Here is a 17966-nt window from a genome sequence, read left to right as displayed (position 1 = left end):
CCGGGGCGGTCCCTCGCGTTTCGGGATCGACGTTTTTGCAAATAATTCAGGGGGTTATTGGCCGGGCGAAAGTGGGACAGATTCCAGGGTGGCTTCCACAGGTTGCGGATCGACGATCTTGCAGACGGGGGCACTTTGACGGAAGGAGGTATCGCCGAGGAGGCAGGGATGCTTGTACTGTTCCGGCGAGCCGCCGGTCTGAAGGAGGCGTTGCCGGTCCCACTCGGTCCAGAAGCCGTTGGGTAAGATCAAGGCGCGGAGGGGTCCGAGCCGCCCGCTGGCTCGTTTGGCGGCATATTCGATGTTTTCCTGTCCCAATTGGCGATCGCAGGCAGCCAGGAAGCGGCGGAGCAATTCTTCATCCCTTGCGTCGGCGGCTTCCAGAAACAGGCCATAGTAAGGTTGCTGCTCCTCCCAGACCGGCGCAAGACTGTAACTGCTCAATGGCTGAGGCAGATGTTGCAACACCGCCGTGACCGCTTGGGTGACATGATACTCACTGAGTTTTTCCCCGGTGAGATTGGCAAAACGGTGGCCTTTGCTGAGGAACTCCACCAAGGGAGTGCGGCCATAATAGCCGGTGACGCGGACCAGGTCCGAGATATGATAGCGGTGCAAGCCGTAGGTGGTCGTCAGCAGGATGTAGTAACTGCGGCCTACTTGCAATTCGTGGGCGCCCAGCACGGTGGGTTGCGTCGAGTCGATTTCCCCTTCGGGAATGAACTCGAAGTAATGGGACCAGATGTCGAGGACGCCGGCGGGGGTATGGTCTTCCAAGGGCAAGGTCATACGCCCTTCGCTGGCCAATAAACCGAGATCGCGGATCGGAGGCTGGCCGTAATAGTGGGGGAGTAGGCGCAGGTAGTGGCCCATACTGCCGCCCGTCCAGCAGTTGAGAATGATGGTGTTATCCGGCCAAACGTCGCAGGGGAAGAGGCGGCCGGTTTTCTCAGCCAGCCGGTGAAGGGCCGCGGCCCGGACCCGATCTCGACGCAGGTAGGGGGTGAGCAGGGCGCGCAGGGACGGAGGAATGTCCAGGTCGGCATGCAGGGTGCCATCCTGCAAGTCCCGTAGGAGATGTTCCTTTTCCGCATCCAGAGTCCGGGCCAGTTGCAGCAGGGTGCTGGGATTGGCGGCCAGGAACTGCGACACGGGGCGGGCCAGGGCACAGCGCAAGGCCACATAATAGCGGCTGCGGGCATCGTGAATTTTGCCGATGAAGTAAGGCACGGCGTACATCCAGCGAATGAGTCGTTTCTGGACCATTGCGGTGTAGCCAGAAAGATTGCCGCAGGGGATGCCGCCACGGGTGCGAAACTCCTCCGGGTCGCCGACCAATTGCACGATGGGGCGCATGGCGATCTTCCGTTCCCGATGATCGCGGTACATTTTCACACCCCACATGTTCCAGCCGCGGCGGTAAGCCCGCAGGTAGGAATCGGTGACCGGGATCAATTTCCGCCGGGCCGTGGTACCGGAAGTCAGCGCAAAGAGGTGGACGCGCGGTTCTGCCAAAAGCGCGGACCATTCCCCCTGCGCCACGCGTTCAATGTAAGGGGCGACATACTCATAGGGAGCCACGGGAACCTGACGCCGGTAGTCCAGCACATTGCGGACCGTATCGAGGCGGTGGTCCCGTCCGAAGGCGGTGGCAGCTTGCCGGCGCACGATTTCCTGCAGCAACGCCGCTTGAACCGCCTCCGGTTCCTGGCAGGCGGCCTCGAATAGGCGCAACTGCCGGCGAATGGGGTAAGAGATCAACCGTCCCAAGCGTACGAGCAGGTATCGCTTCCAGGACATGCAGCAGGCCTCCGCAAGGGTCGGTCGGGGCCGTCAGGCGGGGATGCTTCTGAACAGAACCGACCGGGAAGGGAGGATGGCCTTTGTGATCCGCCAGCAGGACGCAGCGAACGGCAGGGATCGCCTCGATCCAACCTTCCCGGCGGCGCGGATCAATGGTGTTCTGCCAGGGGAAACGGTGCGGTCAGTTCGGGATGCAGCGGGGGAGCTTGGGCCAGATGCTGGTCGAAAAAGGCGATGAGCCGCTCGTGGTATTCTGCTCCGGCGACACTGAGGGCTTGATTGTGTTTGGCGCCCGGCACAATCCACAACTCGCGGGGCTGCCCACGGCTTTGCTCGAATAATGCCTCGGCCATTTCCGGACGGATGTAAGTGTCTGCCCCGCCGTGGATCATCAGCAAGGGGCGATGCCAACGCCGCAGGGCCTTTTCGATGCTCGGATAAACCACACCGCGATTGCGGGCGACCTTCTGAGCGCCAACACGCCCGACAATCGCATAAAACCACGTCGGCAGGATGCGCTGCAAGATCCGGCGCTCGCTGTAGATGGTAATCCACCGCTTCAAGTAGGGAACCATAGTCGTGTGGGTACCGTAGGCCCCGTCCGTGACCAAACAGCGAACAGCGGGTTCCTCCGCCGCTGCCACGATTGCGGTGCTGCCCCCCTTGCTCACGCCAAAAATGCCGATCCCTCGTGGGTCCGCATCGGCCCGGCTCAGCAGATAGCGGATCGCCGCCCGCATGTCCGATACGTCCCGATCCGTGACCCATTGCAAAGGCTCGTAGTTCGGGTCCCGATCGCTTTCCCCTTGATTGCGGAACTCCACCGCACAGATATCGTAACCCGCCGCCAGCAAACCCTCGCAATACGACCGGCAGGACCAGCGGTTTGATCCGAACTCCAGGCCGAACAAAATCACCCCCTTGCGTTGAGGAGCCGGAGTGCGAAAGTAACAGCCCCGCAAGTGCCATCCCTGCGGATGCACCACCGTGATCTCCTCTGCCGAGGCGTCCGGTTCTCCCCGCGGCACAATAAACAGCGGCTTTTCCTGGAATATCCGCGTCAAATACCCCATGTACTTCCAGCGCACGTAAAAAAACAAGATCGCCATCACCAGCCCGAAGAGCACGGGTGGCACCGCCAATAGCAAACTGATCCACAACCAGAAAACCACGAATCCCACCCTCCTACCACGACTTCGGGCTGACCGGCTTCCTCCTCAGTGCTGCATCGAGCGATTCCTTTCTGCCCTTGTCCCTCCCCTGACTGCCTGTCTGGCAGGAATTGGCTCCTGACAGCCTCGCTTTCTTAACCCGGACGCCGCACCGGTTACCGGCGTCTTCCTAACCCTCCATCTCTAACGGCTTTGGGGTGTCTCTTCCTTAACTCTGCTACTATGTCCAATTATTGAACAACTCTAAAGCCGTTGAGGCAAGACTCCTCCCCTGCTTTCTTTCTTCCGCGTGATAACCCTCTCTCCATCCTACACGAACCAATTGTTTCAGCGAAACCCCTACCGTCAATTGGGACTTAGGTGTGAGAAAGGGGAGGCGACACAAAGGGAACAGAAGGGAAGATCGGACCAGTCGTGGGTGTGGCTGGGATAGAGAGGGGGATGGAGCGGCCAAGGTCATTTGCGGCGGTCGAGCCACTCGTTGAGAGCAGCGACCACCGCCCGGCGTTGGGTGTCTGTCTCCGCTGTGGTGTGCACGAAGAACTTGACCGTTTCCCGGCCGTTGCAGTAAATCCCCTCGATCTGTAGCTCGTCGCTTTTCGGCTTGATTCGGAAGCCCATCGGTAAAGGCAGGTCCGGGTGGGTGTAATGGGTGACGCACCGCTGGATACAAGGCAAGGCTTGGGTCACTTCTTGCAGGTAGCGTTCCAGCTCCGGGCGGCATTTGAGAGTGACAGAGTGATCCCGGATGAGTGGCGCTTCCTTTCTGGGAGCTGGCGGCGGTAGCAGCATCTCTCGGTGGCTGCGAAAGCGCTCCCGGAAAGCGTCGTGAAAAATCTGCCCCGTCGCGGACAATTCCACCCATTTCTCCCCGTCGATGTCCACCACCTCGGTCAGACCTTCCAGCACCTCGTCCCATTCCTCTTGCAGCTCCGTCCAAGGGCGCGGTTCCTTCTCCAGGGCGTAGAGCACGCGGCTGTACTGCATCCAACGGTCGAAATCGAAAGCCACCGGCATCGGGGGGAAGGCGATGATCTCGCTGAAGCGTTCATGCATGTAATAGACCGGCACGTGGATGGCTTGGCCAATCAGGACCGCCAGGGCAATCTGGGCTTTGTAACCGCCGGTGGCGTTGATGGCGCAAGCGGAGGCCGTGTGATTGCGAATGATCCGCGACAATTCCCGTGCCAGATTCCGCAAGCCTTTGGTCCGGAAAAGCTTCGGATCACTGTCCTGCAAGTCGGTCACCTGGACGCATTCCACCGGCTGATGACCCCGTTGGCGGAAAGCCTCCCGGAGCACTTCACCAATCGCCCGGCCCTCGGGAGTATCCGAATGCAGGAAGTACACGCCGCAATCCCCGGTCACATAGCCATGTTGGATCAAGCTGTGCATCGAGTTGATTTCCGCGCCGCAAAGCCGCTCAGAGGCTGGCAAGCGGACCAGTTGCGTCGCCACCGCCGGCCAGTCCTTCTGCTCGTATGCCGAGGCCAAGGCTTCCAGGATTTCTCTCCGTTCCGGCGGCAGAGCGGCTTTCTCGTTTCCCGCACCGCCCCCCTCTTGCAGCGTCTTGCGCAAACCCGCCAGATTGGGATAAAACAGGCTGGTGCCCACCGTGCACAACACGATCGTCCGTGGCATAGGATCACCTCCGTCAAGCCGTTGGACCTATTGAACTCCTTCTAAATCGAGGCTGACATGTTGGTTACAAATCCCGGCCAACATATGGCTTGAAAAACCGCCTAACATCCTCCGGATTTGCCTGAAAGAGCCAGTATCCCGTATCTCCCGTTCCTGATGTCCAAAGTTGCTCGGACTCGGAATTGATGCAACCTATGTTTTGGGGCAAATGACGAGCGATTTGGTGGATGTTTCCTTGTCCCTTGCGTTGATCATAACGTAGAAGAAAATAGTTGTCCCACAATTGGCAGACAGCCCAGTTCTGACCCAACGTCCTACTCCACTCGCATAGGTAGTTTTCCAACCCCACGATGCCGCTCTCCGACGAGGAACGGGCTATCTGGTGAGTGCGCGGGCTGCCGGGAAACACGCGCTCGGCAAAGACAGGGTTTTGCCATAATTGTTGCGCATTTTGCAACACAGCCGGCACCGTAGGGATACCGAGGATGCGAGCCAGTTCCTCGAAAAACGTGCTGAGTTTACTCCGATCCAGGACGCGCAAGCCGATGCCCTCGGCATAGGTCCGCTCCTCGTCAAAAAACGTCCGATTGGGACGGAGCAAAACGCCAACGGCTCCCACGCCTCCTAACTGCCGCACCGTATCCGAAAGATTGCGAATCTGCTGCATGAGCTGGGCACCACGGCCGCCCCCGTTGCCTTCGCCTTGCAGCTTGCAATCCAGCACATAGATGCGGGACTGGTGATTGACGACAATGTCAATCTCGTGGAGATGCTGTCCCCCCTTTTTGGGATCATTCTTCTGTTGACTTTGTTTCCCTTCCTTACGCACATTGCGTGCGATATTTTGAGGGGGCACACCGATCGCCAGTAGTATTGCTGCTACGTAACGTTCAAATAAATGTCCGCTATTATTGTCTTCCTTTTCTGGAGGCACACCACAGGCCGTGAAGGCCTCTCGCCATTTGCCCTCGTGTTGGATCAGAAGCTGGGTGAGCCGGACGATATCGAGAGGTTTTGGATGGCGCAGATCAATAACCGTTCCTTCATCCCACCAGAGGGTCTGCAGAAGGGTCTCGAGCGGAATCCGATCCGTCACTTGAGGCGGGATGTCGAGAGGCAGGGTTTCCAGGTAACCGTTGTGGTTGGTCAGGTGGTACCAGGAGCCGTTGAGTTCGCGGTAGATGACCGAGACATGAGGCCGCCCGATCAGGCTGGCAGCACCGAGGAACATGAGCTTGGTGCCGCCGGTGGCGTTGATGACCCACTGATACTGCGGATATTGCACGAGCCAGCCTTCGATCTTGGCGACGACTGACTCCGGCTTGCCATCCCCGTCGGCATAGTCCACCTGGACATGGGGACAACGTGCCTGGCAGAAGTGGCCTAAACGCTGGGCGGGGAGGACCGAGCGGCGCTCATCTTCTGTGTGGTAGATAAAGATGTGCTGGAGGCTGTCCTTCCAATATTCGACACTTTCCACGTTGGGCCAAAGTTGCTCGCTGGCTAGTAGGATCAAGGCGGTGGGCGGCGGGAATGCCTGCGAGGTGTCAGACGCGATTGACTCCGTTGGAGCAGCAGACGGCGTTTCGGTGTTCATGATTTCACCTCCCAATGAGTCGCACCTCCTGATGGACAAAGAGTGTTAGTCCTCCGATTGGGTCCGTCTGGAAAGTCGCCACTCCCCTTCATCCGCCGCTGTTTGTGGGAATGGAGCATAGTTCGCGGCTGGTAAGGCGCCAGTCCTGGCGGTGGAGAGGCAACGGATTTATCTTCCTGCGGATGTATTCGCTGCGGAAGGGGGAATCTTCCGACATCGGGAGTTTTTTCCGGGACATCTTCACCGGCCGGCAAGTGAGGCCTTTTCCGAGGTGGGTCTGGACGGAGTCGGCTGGCAATCGGTTTCCACTCCGGAATCTGGGGGAGGCCGAAGCGAGCCGGGGGTGGAAGCGAACAGAGGTCGACAGTGCGGCAAAAGGCGGGCAACAATGGGGTGCGGTCATGAGGGTGCCTCTCCCATCCGTTCCTCACATAGCGATGGTGTAGCCGTAGCAGTCGGCCAGTTCCCGGACGAATTGCAGTTGCAAGAGTCGGGATCGCCCGCGCTTGAGGTGCTGATGGATGGAGTTTTCCTTGATGCCGAGAGTTTTGGCTAGATAAGCCGTGCGTTCGGCCGGTTCCCAGTATTCAAAGTCGGGTGGGGGAAACGGCTGTTTCAGAGAGACTTTTTGCAACAGGTGATTCTGGAGGTGGGGGGGAAGTTTGTGCCACATTCGCCCGTGCCAGGCCAGAACCACAAAGGCTTCCTTGGGACTCCAGGAGCAGATGCAGCGGCAATCGTGCTCGTTGAACGGAAATTGCCAGTCGAGAGTGTGGAAGGTGCCGTGGTAGGGGTCGGGACGGGGATCGGGGATGGTGTGGAGGAGGTCTTCGGTCTCGGCGGGGGCGGTAGGGTCCGAGGGCGAGGACAATTGCCGGAACTTACGGCGAAGTTGCCGGGAGGCGGAGAGGCAGTAGTTGTGGATGACCCGGTAGGCCCAATTCAGGAACGGACTGTGCTGGGGATCGTAGTGATGCAGTTGAGCAAGCACATGAGCGGCGGCGTCCTCCTGCAAGTCAGGGTCGTACCGTTTTCCTCCGAGGCGCTGGAGGCATCTTCGGGACAGTCGCAGCAGGTCCGAGTAGCGATACGGCGGGGTGCTATTCAGCGGCAGGGCGAAGTCGTAATTCATGCAGCAATTCCCTCGTCAGGTGCGGAGCTAGGGGCTTGAGACCGTCCGCTCAGTTCCTTCGCTGTCAAGCGAGCTGGCGGAATTGCTCCGCTCGATTACTAAGGAGGCGGCATCGCTATCCGCCGTTCGCCCAAAACTCCCGTGTAAGAAGGGGGGAGAGGCAAGAACGCCAGATACGAGGGGAGAAGGCAGAAAACGGAAGAGTTCGGGAAGGTCAACGCGAGGTGGCCCGTGATGGATCCAGGGAAATGGTGGATTGGCGTGCCGGACGGCTTGTCGCTGTCGCGGTTGCCTTTGGCGGTCGTACTTTGCGGATGTATCGCCTGCGAGGCGTGGTGGTGGGGATTGGGCGTGCTGCTATTGGCGGCGGGGACGGACTTCCTGGACGGCTGGTGGGCACGGCGCTACGGCCCGCAGAGTCTTTGGGGAAGAAGTCTCGATCCCCTGACGGATAAGGTGCTGACCTGTAGTGCCTTCATCTATCTGTCGGCGATGCCGGGGACGGGCATTCTTCCCGCTATGACCGCGGTGATCGTGGGCCGGGAATTGCTGGTGACCGGCCTGCGCGGGATCGTGGAGAGCGCCGGCCGGGCCTTTGGGGCCGATTGGGGGGGGAAGGTGAAAACCGTCTCCCAATTCGCTGTGCTGGTCGGGGTACTGGCGCGCCAGGGAATGATCGGCACGGGCTGGGATGCAGCGGCGGCGAAGCTGGATTGGCCCTTGCAGGCGTTGATCGGGGTGATGCTGGCCGCGACTGTGGTCAGCGGTTTGCATTACCTGGTGAAGGCGGCCCGCTTGTTGCGCGGCACACCCGACCCATCGGCGGTGGTCAGGCAAGAGAACGGCCGATCCTAATGCCGAAGGAATCCTCGCCTTGGGGAGAGACTCTTACCGCGTGATTCAGGCCACGGAGTTGTGTAACGTTCCGATGCCGGTGATGGCGATGCGGATGTGATCGCCGCTGTGGAGGGTGAAGTCGTCGGGAGGGACAATGCCGGTGCCGGTCAGGAGGATGGCTCCGTGGGGGAAGTCGTTGTCTTGGAAAAGCCAGCGGATCAACTCTTGCGGTGTGCGGGCCATGCGGGCGAGGGAGGTGGCTCCGTCGAAGACGGTGCGCCCCTGCCGGGTGATGGTCAGGCGGATCTCGACCTGTTCAGGCGGGGGAAAGAGGGCGGTTGGGGTGATCCACGGCCCCACGGCACAGGACTGCCGGTAAATTTTCGCTTGGGGCAGATAGAGAGGATTTTCCCCTTCAATATCGCGGGCGGACATGTCATTGCCGATGGTGTAACCGAGCAGGCGTTGATCGGGGCCGATGACCAGAGCCAATTCCGGTTCCGGTACGCTCCAGCGACTGTCTGAGCGGATGCGAACGGGCTGTTCCGGACCGACCACACGGGCAGGTGTGGCCTTGAAGAACAGCTCCGGACGGGGGGCGGAGTAAACCCGGTCGTAGAACACCGCGGCCCCGCGGGATTCCTCCTCGCGGGCGACTTTGCTCCGTTGATAGGTGACGCCAGCGGCCCAGATTTCCTGCCGATCCACAGGTGCGAGGAAGGTCTGTCCACCGAGGGGTTCAGGAGCGTAGCGTTGATCGATCAATTCCCGCGCCGCGGCCAGGGGGTCAGGCTGCGCGAGCAGATCGCTCAGCGATGCTACCTCTGGAATGCGGGCGGTGTCGATGACATGAACCTGCCGCTCCGCATCGATCATGACCACGACATCACCGGTCGGTTTGCGGATTTTGCCAAAGTGCATCGTCAACTCCTGGGATAGGGATATTCGGTCTTGGCAGGCGCAGGGAGAGATTGTTCCGCCGTCGGCCCAGATTCGGCGTGCAGCCCAGGGCATTGCACTGTCTGGCAGGGACAAGCCACGGTGTCCGGGCCAGCCGGTGTCTGGGGCAACGGCGCTGCCTGGGGCAACGGATTGGGGGACGATCGTGCACCGGGAGTCGTTGGGAGTCGAGGGAAGCTCAGGCAGGGCGGTTCAGCGGCAGGCAGTATCTGACGAAGGCGGGCGCAGGCAGCGGCTGGGTCACCCTGTTGCCAGTCGTCCCAGGCTTGCAGCACTGCCTTTGCCAGCAGGGGAGTGAAGGGCACCGGCGCGCCAGGCGGGGGCGGATCCGGAACCAAGCGATTCAGAATGCCCGCACACAAGGCCTCCAGCCCTGCCCCGGTGCGCACGGAGATGCGCCAGGCATGCGGGGGGAGGACGGCGTCCTCCGCCAAGAGATCGCATTTGTTCGCGACCAGCAAGGCCTGAGGGGGTAGCTCTGCTTCCAGGCCGTCGCCGCTGGCCGCATCTGCCACCCAGAGCACGAGGTCCGCCTGAGACAGCCACGAGCGGGTGCGGGCGATACCGGCGGCCTCCAAAGCATCAGAGGTCTCGCGCAGCCCGGCGGTGTCGATCAGTTGTATCGGCCAGCCATCAAAGGCCAAAGTGACTGTGACGGCATCGCGGGTGGTGCCGGGAATTGGTGAGACAATCGCACGGGGGAAACCAGCCAGCGCATTGAGAAGCGAAGATTTCCCTGCATTCGGAGGGCCGACAATGGCCACTCGCCAGGGTGTCATCAGGTGTTCGGCCAGGGGAGCGTAACGGGCCAGAGTCGCTAGAGTACCGCTGTCCTGCTTTTCGATCACCTGCCGCAGCGCCTGAGCACAGGCCCCTTGCCATTGATCCAAGAGCAAAGCAGCAACGCGGCGAGTCGGGGCATGAGCCAATAAATGCAGCAGGGGATGCTCCTCCAAGGCGTCTACTTCCACCGCTCCCGCCGCCTGCAATTCTTCCACCAGGCAGCGGACCAGACGCACTCCGCCATGACAGTGGATTTCCACGGTATCCGCGGCGGTAACCGCCACAATCACCTCATCCTTCAGGGACAGGCCCCAATGGCCGAAGTAGCAACGGTAGAGGGGTGGAGATGAGGGCAGAGACGTTTGGCCCACGGGCCGGAAGAAGCGGCGAGTCAAACTCCACGCTTGGGGTCCCCGCAACGCGAGAGTGGCCACCGCGGCAGGGGCAGGGGGAGTCAACACACAAACTGTCGTCGCTTCAGCTTCCACAGATGCCATCGCAGTAGTGGCATTATAGGAAGGCACCGGCAGGAGGGGGTGGGGGTGGAAAACACGGGCGCGCTGAAGGAAAGAGCGAAGTTCCGGCCAGGCTCACAAAATCGGGCCAGTTTTGAGAAAGCCGGGCTGTACGAAGTGAGATTGACGGACGGAGTGAGATTCAGGAAAGCGGAATTGTTGGTTTCTCACTCGCCGCAGAGGAAGGGGGCGCCTCTGAGGGGGGCGGGTCGGGCAGGCTTTCGGCAGCGATCCGCAGCCCCTCTAAGGTCAAGGCTGGTACGTGGCGTGTCCCGCGGAAGCGGCCGCCAAAGTTCCACTGGGCTAGGTCGCCGAGCGCACCGCCGGTGAGGAAGACCCACGGAGCCGGAAAGTGATCCGCATAATGATGGAGCAATAGCAGCGCTCCGCCAACTAAAGCGGCCCGGATGCCCGCGAGAATGGCATCGCCGGTGTTGGTACCGGGTGCCACCACCGCAGGCAACTCGGACACGTCCAGGTAAGGGAGCAAGGCAGTATGGCGATGGAGGGCGTCCGCCAAAAGGCGCGGGCCGGGCAGGATCGCTCCCCCGCGGAACACTCCTTGGCCATCCACCACATCGACCGTCATCGCTGTGCCCAAGGCAATAATGACAGCCGGGGCCGGGGCCGCCAGACAATGCGCCGCTACGGCGTTGAGCAAGCGGTCCCATCCCACTTCGCGGGGTTGGTCCACACCCAGATGCAGCGGCAGCAGGGCCGGGTTCTCGAACAGATATGCCGCCTCTCCATGACTTTGGAGCCAACGGCGGAAGCGCTCCGCGGCGGGAGGGTTGACCGAGGCGATTGCCCAGTGACAGGGTTGGGGCAGGCGCCAGCGCCGCCGCTGTTCCTCCCAGCTCTGCGGATCGTCGAGCGGCAGCGAGACCATCTCGGCGATGCGCCCCGGCTGGCACCGGCCCCATTTCAAGCGGGAATTGCCAACATCAGCGACGACATCCGGCGTCATGTTGGCTCCTGAACCGCCGGGCTGACTCTCACCGGCTTGCCGGTGGCTGGCGCCTGGCTACCAGCCGTTGGGACTGAAGGCGATGAGGACGTAATGCCGGGGACCTCCGCGATTCGGAAATCCGCCGTTCGGACCGCTGCCTCGGTGGCAAACGAGGTCTCGCCGAGCCGTTGCGCTTCGGCTTGCTTGAGCTGGGCAATCAGCGTAGCGGCACGCCCTACCAACTGCGACAATCCCAAACCCGTCACCGCGGAAATGAGCAACACCTCTTCGCCCAAGGCCTCTTGCAATCGTCGGCGTACCTCATCGGCTTGCGGCAACTCCCCTTTGCTGACGCAGACAAGCTGCGGCTTGTTTTCCAGGACCGGTGCATAGTCCCGCAATTCTCGGCGGATGATATGGTAATTCCGCAGCGGGTCGGAGCCATCGGCAGGAAACGGTTCCACCAGGTGGATCAACAGGCGGGTCCGCTCCACATGCCGGAGGAATTCATGCCCCAAGCCGGCTCCCCGCGCCGCCCCTTCGATCAACCCCGGCAAATCGGCCAACACGAAGCTACTCTCGCCGAGATGGACCACCCCCAAATGGGGGTGCCGCGTGGTGAAGGGGTAAGGGGCAATCGCCGGAGTGGCTCGGCTCAACCGTGACAGAAGGGTCGATTTGCCGGCGTTGGGTAGGCCGATGAGACCGGCATCGGCGATCAATTTCAGTTCCAGGACGATCCAGCGTTCCTCGCCTGCTTCTCCTGGTTCGTACTGACGGGGTGTGCGATTGGTCGGACTTTTGAAGTGGGCATTGCCGCGTCCGCCGCGACCGCCGCGAGCCACCACCACTTCCTCGCCCGCATGGATCAGGTCCTTGAGGATGTGGCCGCGCTCCCGATCCCGCACCACCGTGCCCGGCGGAACCAATAGCACAATGTCCTCGGCGCTTCGGCCATGACGGTTGTTTCCCCCACCGGCTTGGCCGTTGCCAGCGCGCCAATGTTTCCGGGTGGCCAGACCCGCCAGAGTATCAGCATTGGCATCGGCCCGCACAATCACGGAACCGCCATTCCCGCCATCGCCGCCATCCGGACCGCCACGCGGAACGTATTTCTCCCGCCGGAAGGAGACCGCTCCCCGCCCGCCGTCACCACCCTTCACGTACAACTCCAGCCGATCCACAAACATCAGCACCTCTGCTCCCAATGTATCACTGGCCGTGAAGCTCCCGTATTGGGACGTTTTCACTTGGCGGCTTCCTTACAGATTGTATGCAACCGTCGTGGACATGCGGTGTGGGAACCGTGCCTGGCCTTGGATGGCTTCGGAGACTTGCTAGAGGCATTGTCCCCTGACGGAAGTATCTCTCCTTGATGGAAGCATCTCGTCTTGACGGCCGCCGCAGTACCGGTCGTGCAGTCGTGCACGGCCCCAAGCCCTGCATCCCCGATCGCAGGAAGATGAAAAAATGGAAATGAGAAACAGGCGGCACTTGGAAACAAGATATGCCGCCTGCCGGGGAGCGGTTTTTCTTTGGAGCGTCGGGTGAGGGAGAACTACCGCTTGGGGTAGTAAATCTCAGGGTAGGTTTACCTGTGCGGCGTGGCTGAGACCGATCAAGGACGCGAAGCTATTCCAAGAGGAGGTTCGGTTCCCAGCCGACACGTTCCGCATTGGCCCGCAGTTTTTCCAGAGCGCGGTTCTGGATTTGCCGGACCCGCTCTTTGGAGATACGGAGCATGTGGCCAATCTGGCGCAAGCTATGGGTGCCGTTGCCGGTCAGGCCGAAACGCAGGTCGAGGACTTTGCGTTCCCGCGGGCGCAGGCTTTCCATGAGGAAGTTGAGGGCTTCCTGACGCTCGTTGTTCTCCTGAGCTGTTTGGGCGCTGGTGTCTGGCATGGCTTCGGTGAGTTTGAAGTCGCTATCGTCATCGAGGACGGCATTGAGGCTAACCGGCGTGCGGGTGGCCGTTTGCAGGTGGGTGAGGTGTTCCAGCGAGCTGCCGGTCCGGCTGGCCAGTTCCTGGGGGCTGGGTAGATGCTTGCCGCCGTGAGCCAACGCCTCGCTCTCCTGCTGGAGCAACCCCAGTTCCTGCAGATGATGCGGGCTGAGACTGACCAAATGGGATTGCCGAGCCACGGCGATCTGCAACGTTTGGCGGATCCACCAGGTGGCGTAAGTGGCCAAGCGGGTCCCGTGCGAGACATCAAAGCGGTCGATGGCCTGCATGAGGCCGCAGACGGCTTCCTGAAGCAGATCGGAATAGGCGAGACTGTGGTGGCGGAAGCGCTTGGCCACGTGAGCTGCCAAGCGGATGTTGGCGCTGGCTAAGCGATGCTTGTAGTGGACATAGCGATCATGCAGCCGGCGGATGGCCATCACTTCCCGGCGCTCCGCAGTGCAGTGCTCGCGGATAAATTGAGCCATGGGCCACGGTTCCATCGGCGGGCGGTGAGGCCGCAATTCCGGAAAGGTTCGTACCAGGACCCGGACCAACTCGCTCTTGCAGTCCCAGAAATTCGTGAGCAACTCCCGCTCCTCTTCCGGAGTGAGCAAGTCGGAAGAGAACGTGGTTTGCAGCATCTCTTCTGCTTCTTTCTTGGCCGTCTGAGTCACACGCTTACGCCGAGAAGTCTTCATGGCGGCTGTTCCCTGGATTTCTCTAGAGTCCGGAAAGTTCGCTACCAGCCTTGATCCTTTGTCGGCCACGGACCCTCCCCCGCGGCCACATTGTGAGGTACCTCTTGTTCCCCGGCTTCTTACGGCATTTTCGTTTCCCCCGGCTTCCTTGCCTCCGCAACTCTCTACCGAGCCGGGAACGTCCCGCGGCGATCAACCCCCATCCTAGGGGCAAAAAAACACCCGACTCCAGGGGGAGTCTGACCTTCGGCGGGCCTAACGTCGGAACACCCGATTTACCTCATCCCTCCTTCAGCCCAAAGCGACCGAGGGGGGTGTCTTTGGAACCTTCAGGCGTTCGGCGGGGTCCGTCGAGCGATCCTCTCCGTTGAGTCGGGCGGGAAACTCGAACGTTCGCTCGCTGAGCGGGATGGTACCCCGTAGTGCACCCGATTGTAACCGATGCCTGACCAATAATCAAGCACCTATCACAAAAATTTTACCTTTTTTCCAAACTCTTTGTAACAAAAATACCTACGACGCTATTCTCCTTTGCTGTTGTTAGCCAATTTCCCCAATTATTTCCGTATAATAACATATTACCAAATTACTCTCTTCCGAGGAACCCCACAGGATGCCAGCCTACGACTTTAGACTCACTCTGCTAAACTTTACTTCCCATGACGAGTTGTCTTACGTCCATTTTTGCCCTTTGGTTCGCGATTTAGGAGGATTCCTCCTGACTTTACCTGGATGTTCCTTCGCACCATTTTCGGCCAGCGTTGCCGACTTATTGTAACAGCGAAGTCGATTGCATTGGTTTGAACGAATTCTTGGGCTAGACAATACGTTTAGAACAAGTGGCGGGAGGATTTTTGGGGGAAGGTAACGAAACTTTGGGGGATGACGACCCGACAGAGGGACAAAAAGTGATGTAAAGTGGAGAGAGCGGGTGTTTCCCCACTTGGGTGGGGCGAAAGATGAGGTAGCCGCCGTCTCGCCGTTGATTGATATGGCATAGGGGTGGAGCAACGCCGGGCACCCGGAATAGCCGGTACGGAAATAGCTGGAATGAAAACAGCCCCTACTTCTGATGTCGATGGTGATAGGACAAGGGGACGGTGCGAGCCGAGACAGGATGGGTAGGGGCAGGGCGGTCTGCCGCGCTGGATCCCATTGGGAGGAACGATCCCCAGGCTTAGAGGTTTTTGCAACGGTTCGAGGAAGGCGGGTTCCAGGAGAAGGCGCTTCAGACCGTTAGAGGTGACAGAAGGAGGAAAAGGAAGAAGGAAGACATCATTTGCCGCGGAAGGAGCCGATGGCATGGTCGTGATACGACGGCGGAGCCGTCAGCGCGGAGTGATCATGAACGTCACGCGCTACAAAACCGTGGTGCTGATCGTCGATGATGATCCCCATGTCCTGGAGCTATTGCGGGTCCAATTGGACGGGGAATTTGAAGTCTTGACCGCCGAGACTTCCGATCAAGCCCGCGAACTGCTCGCCAGCCGCAACGTGGATATGGTGCTGGCCGACTTGCAACTGCCCGGCGAAACCGGCTTGTCGCTGCTGGAGTGGGTGCGCCGCAATATGCCCCGCACCAGCCGCTTGCTGATCACAGGGACCGCCCGGCTGGAAGACGCCATCGATGCGATCAATCAAGCCCAGGTCCACCGTTTGATCCTCAAGCCCTGGCGGCGGGATGACTTGCTCCAAGCCCTACGCTCCGTGGCCCGGAACCTGATGATGGAACGGAGCCACGAACAGCTCCTCGACCAACTCCGCCAGCTCAATCAAGAACTAGAGCGGCGCGTCGAGGAGCGGACCCAACAACTCCAGGCGGTTCTTGAGGAACTGAGAAAGAAGAATCACTTCCTGGAAAAGGTAGCGATTACCGATCCGCTGACGGGCTTGCCCAACCGCCGGGGTTTGGAAATGATTATCCGCAAGGAGCTATATCGCCGCCAGCGCCAGCCCCAGCCTTTCGCCTTGCTGCTGGTGGACATCGATCACTTCAAGCAAATCAATCATGATTACCTGCATCCGGGGGGGGACCATGTCCTGGTTTGGCTTACGGGCGTGATGCAGCAATCGATCCGCGGCTCCGATTCGATCGCGCGTCTCGGCGGGGAAGAGTTTCTCATCGTTGCACCCGGAACGGATTTATTTGGAGCGGAAGTTTTAGCGGAACGCCTGCGCACCAGTGTCGCCAATGCCGAGACGATCTACAACGGTCAGCCGATCCGCATCACCATCAGTGTGGGGGCCGCGGTGGCCGATGCCGAAACACCGGTCACCTACAACGAAATGCAAGAATTGGCAGCCGCTGCCCTGCGGGAAGCGAAACAGAAGGGCCGGAATTGCTCGGTCGTGCGCTACTTTCAGCCTCCGATTGCGGTTTGAGCTGAGTCCGCGCTCTGCCCCGCTCCTCGCTTTCCATCCCCATTTTCAACCTGTTTGTTCCTCCGTTCGGATTCCCCAGGGTCTGTGCAGTGGGGCGGCCTCGGCCTTAATCCCAGCCCAATCGTAGGGAGAGTCGCCACTACGAAGGAAGAATCAGGTCGCGGGTATCGCCAGCTCGTCGGGTGGATGTGTTGCGAGTACTACCTGGCCTTTTGGCGAAGGCAAGCGAGCTAACCCAAAGTTTCGGCGGCAGTGTGCGCCCTGGACGATCACTTTTTGCCGCGATTGTCCTTCTGTTTTGGCCTCTGAGGTACCGGCAGGTCCGGCGGGAGGGGATCCTGTGCGCGCAAGCGCAGGACGCGGAAAGACTGGAAAAAGCGTTCCACACGCTCAGGGTCCGGTTCCGCCCAGAAGTAGCGGCTTTGCACCAGAAGCAGATAGAAGCGCTCGCCGGCGAGGACCAACCGGGCGATGTGGAGGCGGTTTCCCTTGTCGTACCAGTGGAGTTCGTAAGTCAGATGGGGTTGGCCGGGGACAAGGCGCGGTCCCTCCACGATCCGCTCGCCGCGCAGTTGCCCCTGGAGGTCCTCCAAAGCCCGTTGCATCAACGCCTCATCGGTTCGCACCAGACGTTGTAACGGCTGAACGTTCCAGGAGATGACCCGGTAATCTTCCCCGTACTTGTCCAAGTTGCATCCTTCGACGCGCGGATTGTTGACGCCGGGTAGGAAGGCAGGCGGGCGTAATTGGGACCGGGGCGGAGCGGGCAGTTCGACCTGGAACCAACCTTCGGGATTGGTGTAGATTTGCCAATCAGGTTCGGGCAGGACGGCCAGGATGCCACAGCAACACAGACAACTACCGACGATCAGACCGCTGATGACGATGAGTGCCCAGAAGGCGACGCTGCGTCCCGGACTGGCAGGGGGAGGTGGCGGCCACGGTGCACCAGCTTCCGGACGAGGCCGCGGAGGAGGGGCGCTGCCTGTGGAAGGAATTGGAGACAGTTCCGCCGGGGGACCGTCGCCGGATGACCCTGAGGGGGGAGAGGCTCTGCCGGATTCGTCCCGCACGCGCTCGGCGATCCCGTACGGTGTCGAGGGCACGCGCATCAGAGTGCCGCAATCCCCGCAGCGGATCACCGTTCCAATCATCGACTCGTCCACTTCCAATGTGCCACTGCACTGGGGACAGGAAAACTCTAGACTCATGCCTTTGTGCCTCCCCGCCGTCTCGAACCCTGCGGGTCCCCGGAAAGACCCCCCTTACTGGCGCACGTCCCTCTGACACACATCCTTCCCCCACGGAGTTGCGGATGAGGCCGGTCTAACCTGTCCGTACCGGCAACCCGTCGGGTTCCCTTATCCTATTCTTTCGGCGCAACTTCTCCTAATCCCCCCGTTCTTTCTTGCAATAGCCTACCTGAGGCCCAAGCTAGGGTCCCAAGCTGGGTCCCAAGGGAATGACTGCGCCGGCACACCATGCAGGTCGAGGAACCAGGTTCGAGTTCTGGATGGCAGGATGGTGAAAACTCTGGATCAAATGCCTGTTC

13 protein-coding genes are annotated in these 17966 nt (G+C 60.5%); 2 read left to right on the top strand and 11 right to left on the bottom strand.

Translation table 11 applies throughout. The features are described 5' to 3' along the window. Positions 1-54: 54 nt before the first annotated feature. The 5 genes from H0921_RS15660 to H0921_RS15640 form a co-directional block, all read right to left on the bottom strand. On the bottom strand, positions 55-1800 hold the full coding sequence (locus tag H0921_RS15660) for a GH3 auxin-responsive promoter family protein (protein WP_194539461.1): 1746 nt from the start codon (positions 1798-1800) through the stop codon (positions 55-57). A 152-nt stretch (positions 1801-1952) separates the two neighbouring features. Then, entirely contained in the window at positions 1953-2975 is a 1023-nt protein-coding gene (locus H0921_RS15655; RefSeq protein WP_194539460.1) for an alpha/beta hydrolase, read from the bottom strand. Between the two features lie 456 nt (positions 2976-3431). Then, positions 3432-4616: a putative CRISPR-associated protein gene (locus tag H0921_RS15650; protein ID WP_194539459.1), complete on the bottom strand. Its 1185-nt coding sequence runs from the start codon at positions 4614-4616 to the stop codon at positions 3432-3434. 64 nt (positions 4617-4680) lie between these two features. Next, positions 4681-6213: a PDDEXK family nuclease gene (locus tag H0921_RS15645; RefSeq protein ID WP_194539458.1), complete on the bottom strand. Its 1533-nt coding sequence runs from the start codon at positions 6211-6213 to the stop codon at positions 4681-4683. Between the two features lie 427 nt (positions 6214-6640). Further along, the gene (locus tag H0921_RS15640) at positions 6641-7345 is read right to left on the bottom strand and encodes a sigma-70 family RNA polymerase sigma factor (RefSeq protein WP_194539457.1); all 705 of its coding nucleotides are present in this window, start codon (positions 7343-7345) and stop codon (positions 6641-6643) included. A 234-nt stretch (positions 7346-7579) separates the two neighbouring features. Between H0921_RS15640 and H0921_RS15635 the strand changes: the two genes are divergently transcribed. Next, entirely contained in the window at positions 7580-8200 is a 621-nt protein-coding gene (locus H0921_RS15635; RefSeq protein ID WP_194539507.1) for a CDP-alcohol phosphatidyltransferase family protein, read from the top strand. Between the two features lie 45 nt (positions 8201-8245). Here the strand turns inward: H0921_RS15635 and H0921_RS15630 are convergent, their stop codons facing one another. The 5 genes from H0921_RS15630 to H0921_RS15610 form a co-directional block, all read right to left on the bottom strand. Continuing rightward, positions 8246-9103, bottom strand: coding sequence for a fumarylacetoacetate hydrolase family protein (locus tag H0921_RS15630; RefSeq protein ID WP_194539456.1), 858 nt, complete (start codon positions 9101-9103; stop codon positions 8246-8248). Between the two features lie 2 nt (positions 9104-9105). Next, complete coding sequence (locus H0921_RS18360) at positions 9106-10413, bottom strand: GTPase (RefSeq protein ID WP_315851917.1); 1308 nt, start codon at positions 10411-10413, stop codon at positions 9106-9108. A gap of 169 nt (positions 10414-10582) precedes the next feature. After that, complete coding sequence (locus H0921_RS15620) at positions 10583-11407, bottom strand: type III pantothenate kinase (protein ID WP_194539454.1); 825 nt, start codon at positions 11405-11407, stop codon at positions 10583-10585. Further along, positions 11404-12639, bottom strand: a complete 1236-nt coding sequence (gene obgE / locus H0921_RS15615) for a GTPase ObgE (RefSeq protein ID WP_315851916.1) — start codon at positions 12637-12639, stop codon at positions 11404-11406. The genes H0921_RS15620 and obgE overlap by 4 nt, the downstream gene beginning before the upstream one ends. Positions 12640-13021: 382 nt before the next feature. Continuing rightward, positions 13022-14032 carry a sigma-70 family RNA polymerase sigma factor gene (locus H0921_RS15610; RefSeq protein WP_194539453.1) on the bottom strand — a complete coding sequence of 337 codons (1011 nt, stop codon included), beginning with the start codon at positions 14030-14032 and terminating at the stop codon, positions 13022-13024. Positions 14033-15334: 1302 nt separating this feature from the next. Between H0921_RS15610 and H0921_RS15605 the strand changes: the two genes are divergently transcribed. Then, positions 15335-16414 carry a diguanylate cyclase gene (locus H0921_RS15605; protein WP_194539452.1) on the top strand — a complete coding sequence of 360 codons (1080 nt, stop codon included), beginning with the start codon at positions 15335-15337 and terminating at the stop codon, positions 16412-16414. Positions 16415-16683: 269 nt separating this feature from the next. Here the strand turns inward: H0921_RS15605 and H0921_RS15600 are convergent, their stop codons facing one another. Continuing rightward, positions 16684-17625 carry a zinc ribbon domain-containing protein gene (locus H0921_RS15600; protein ID WP_194539451.1) on the bottom strand — a complete coding sequence of 314 codons (942 nt, stop codon included), beginning with the start codon at positions 17623-17625 and terminating at the stop codon, positions 16684-16686. Positions 17626-17966: the final 341 nt, after the last annotated feature.

It is taken from the genome of Thermogemmata fonticola (genome assembly GCF_013694095.1).
In the GTDB taxonomy this organism is placed as follows: domain Bacteria; phylum Planctomycetota; class Planctomycetia; order Gemmatales; family Gemmataceae; genus Thermogemmata; species Thermogemmata fonticola.
Note: the sequence above shows the minus strand (reverse complement) of the source record. Positions and strands in the feature narration are given on the sequence as shown.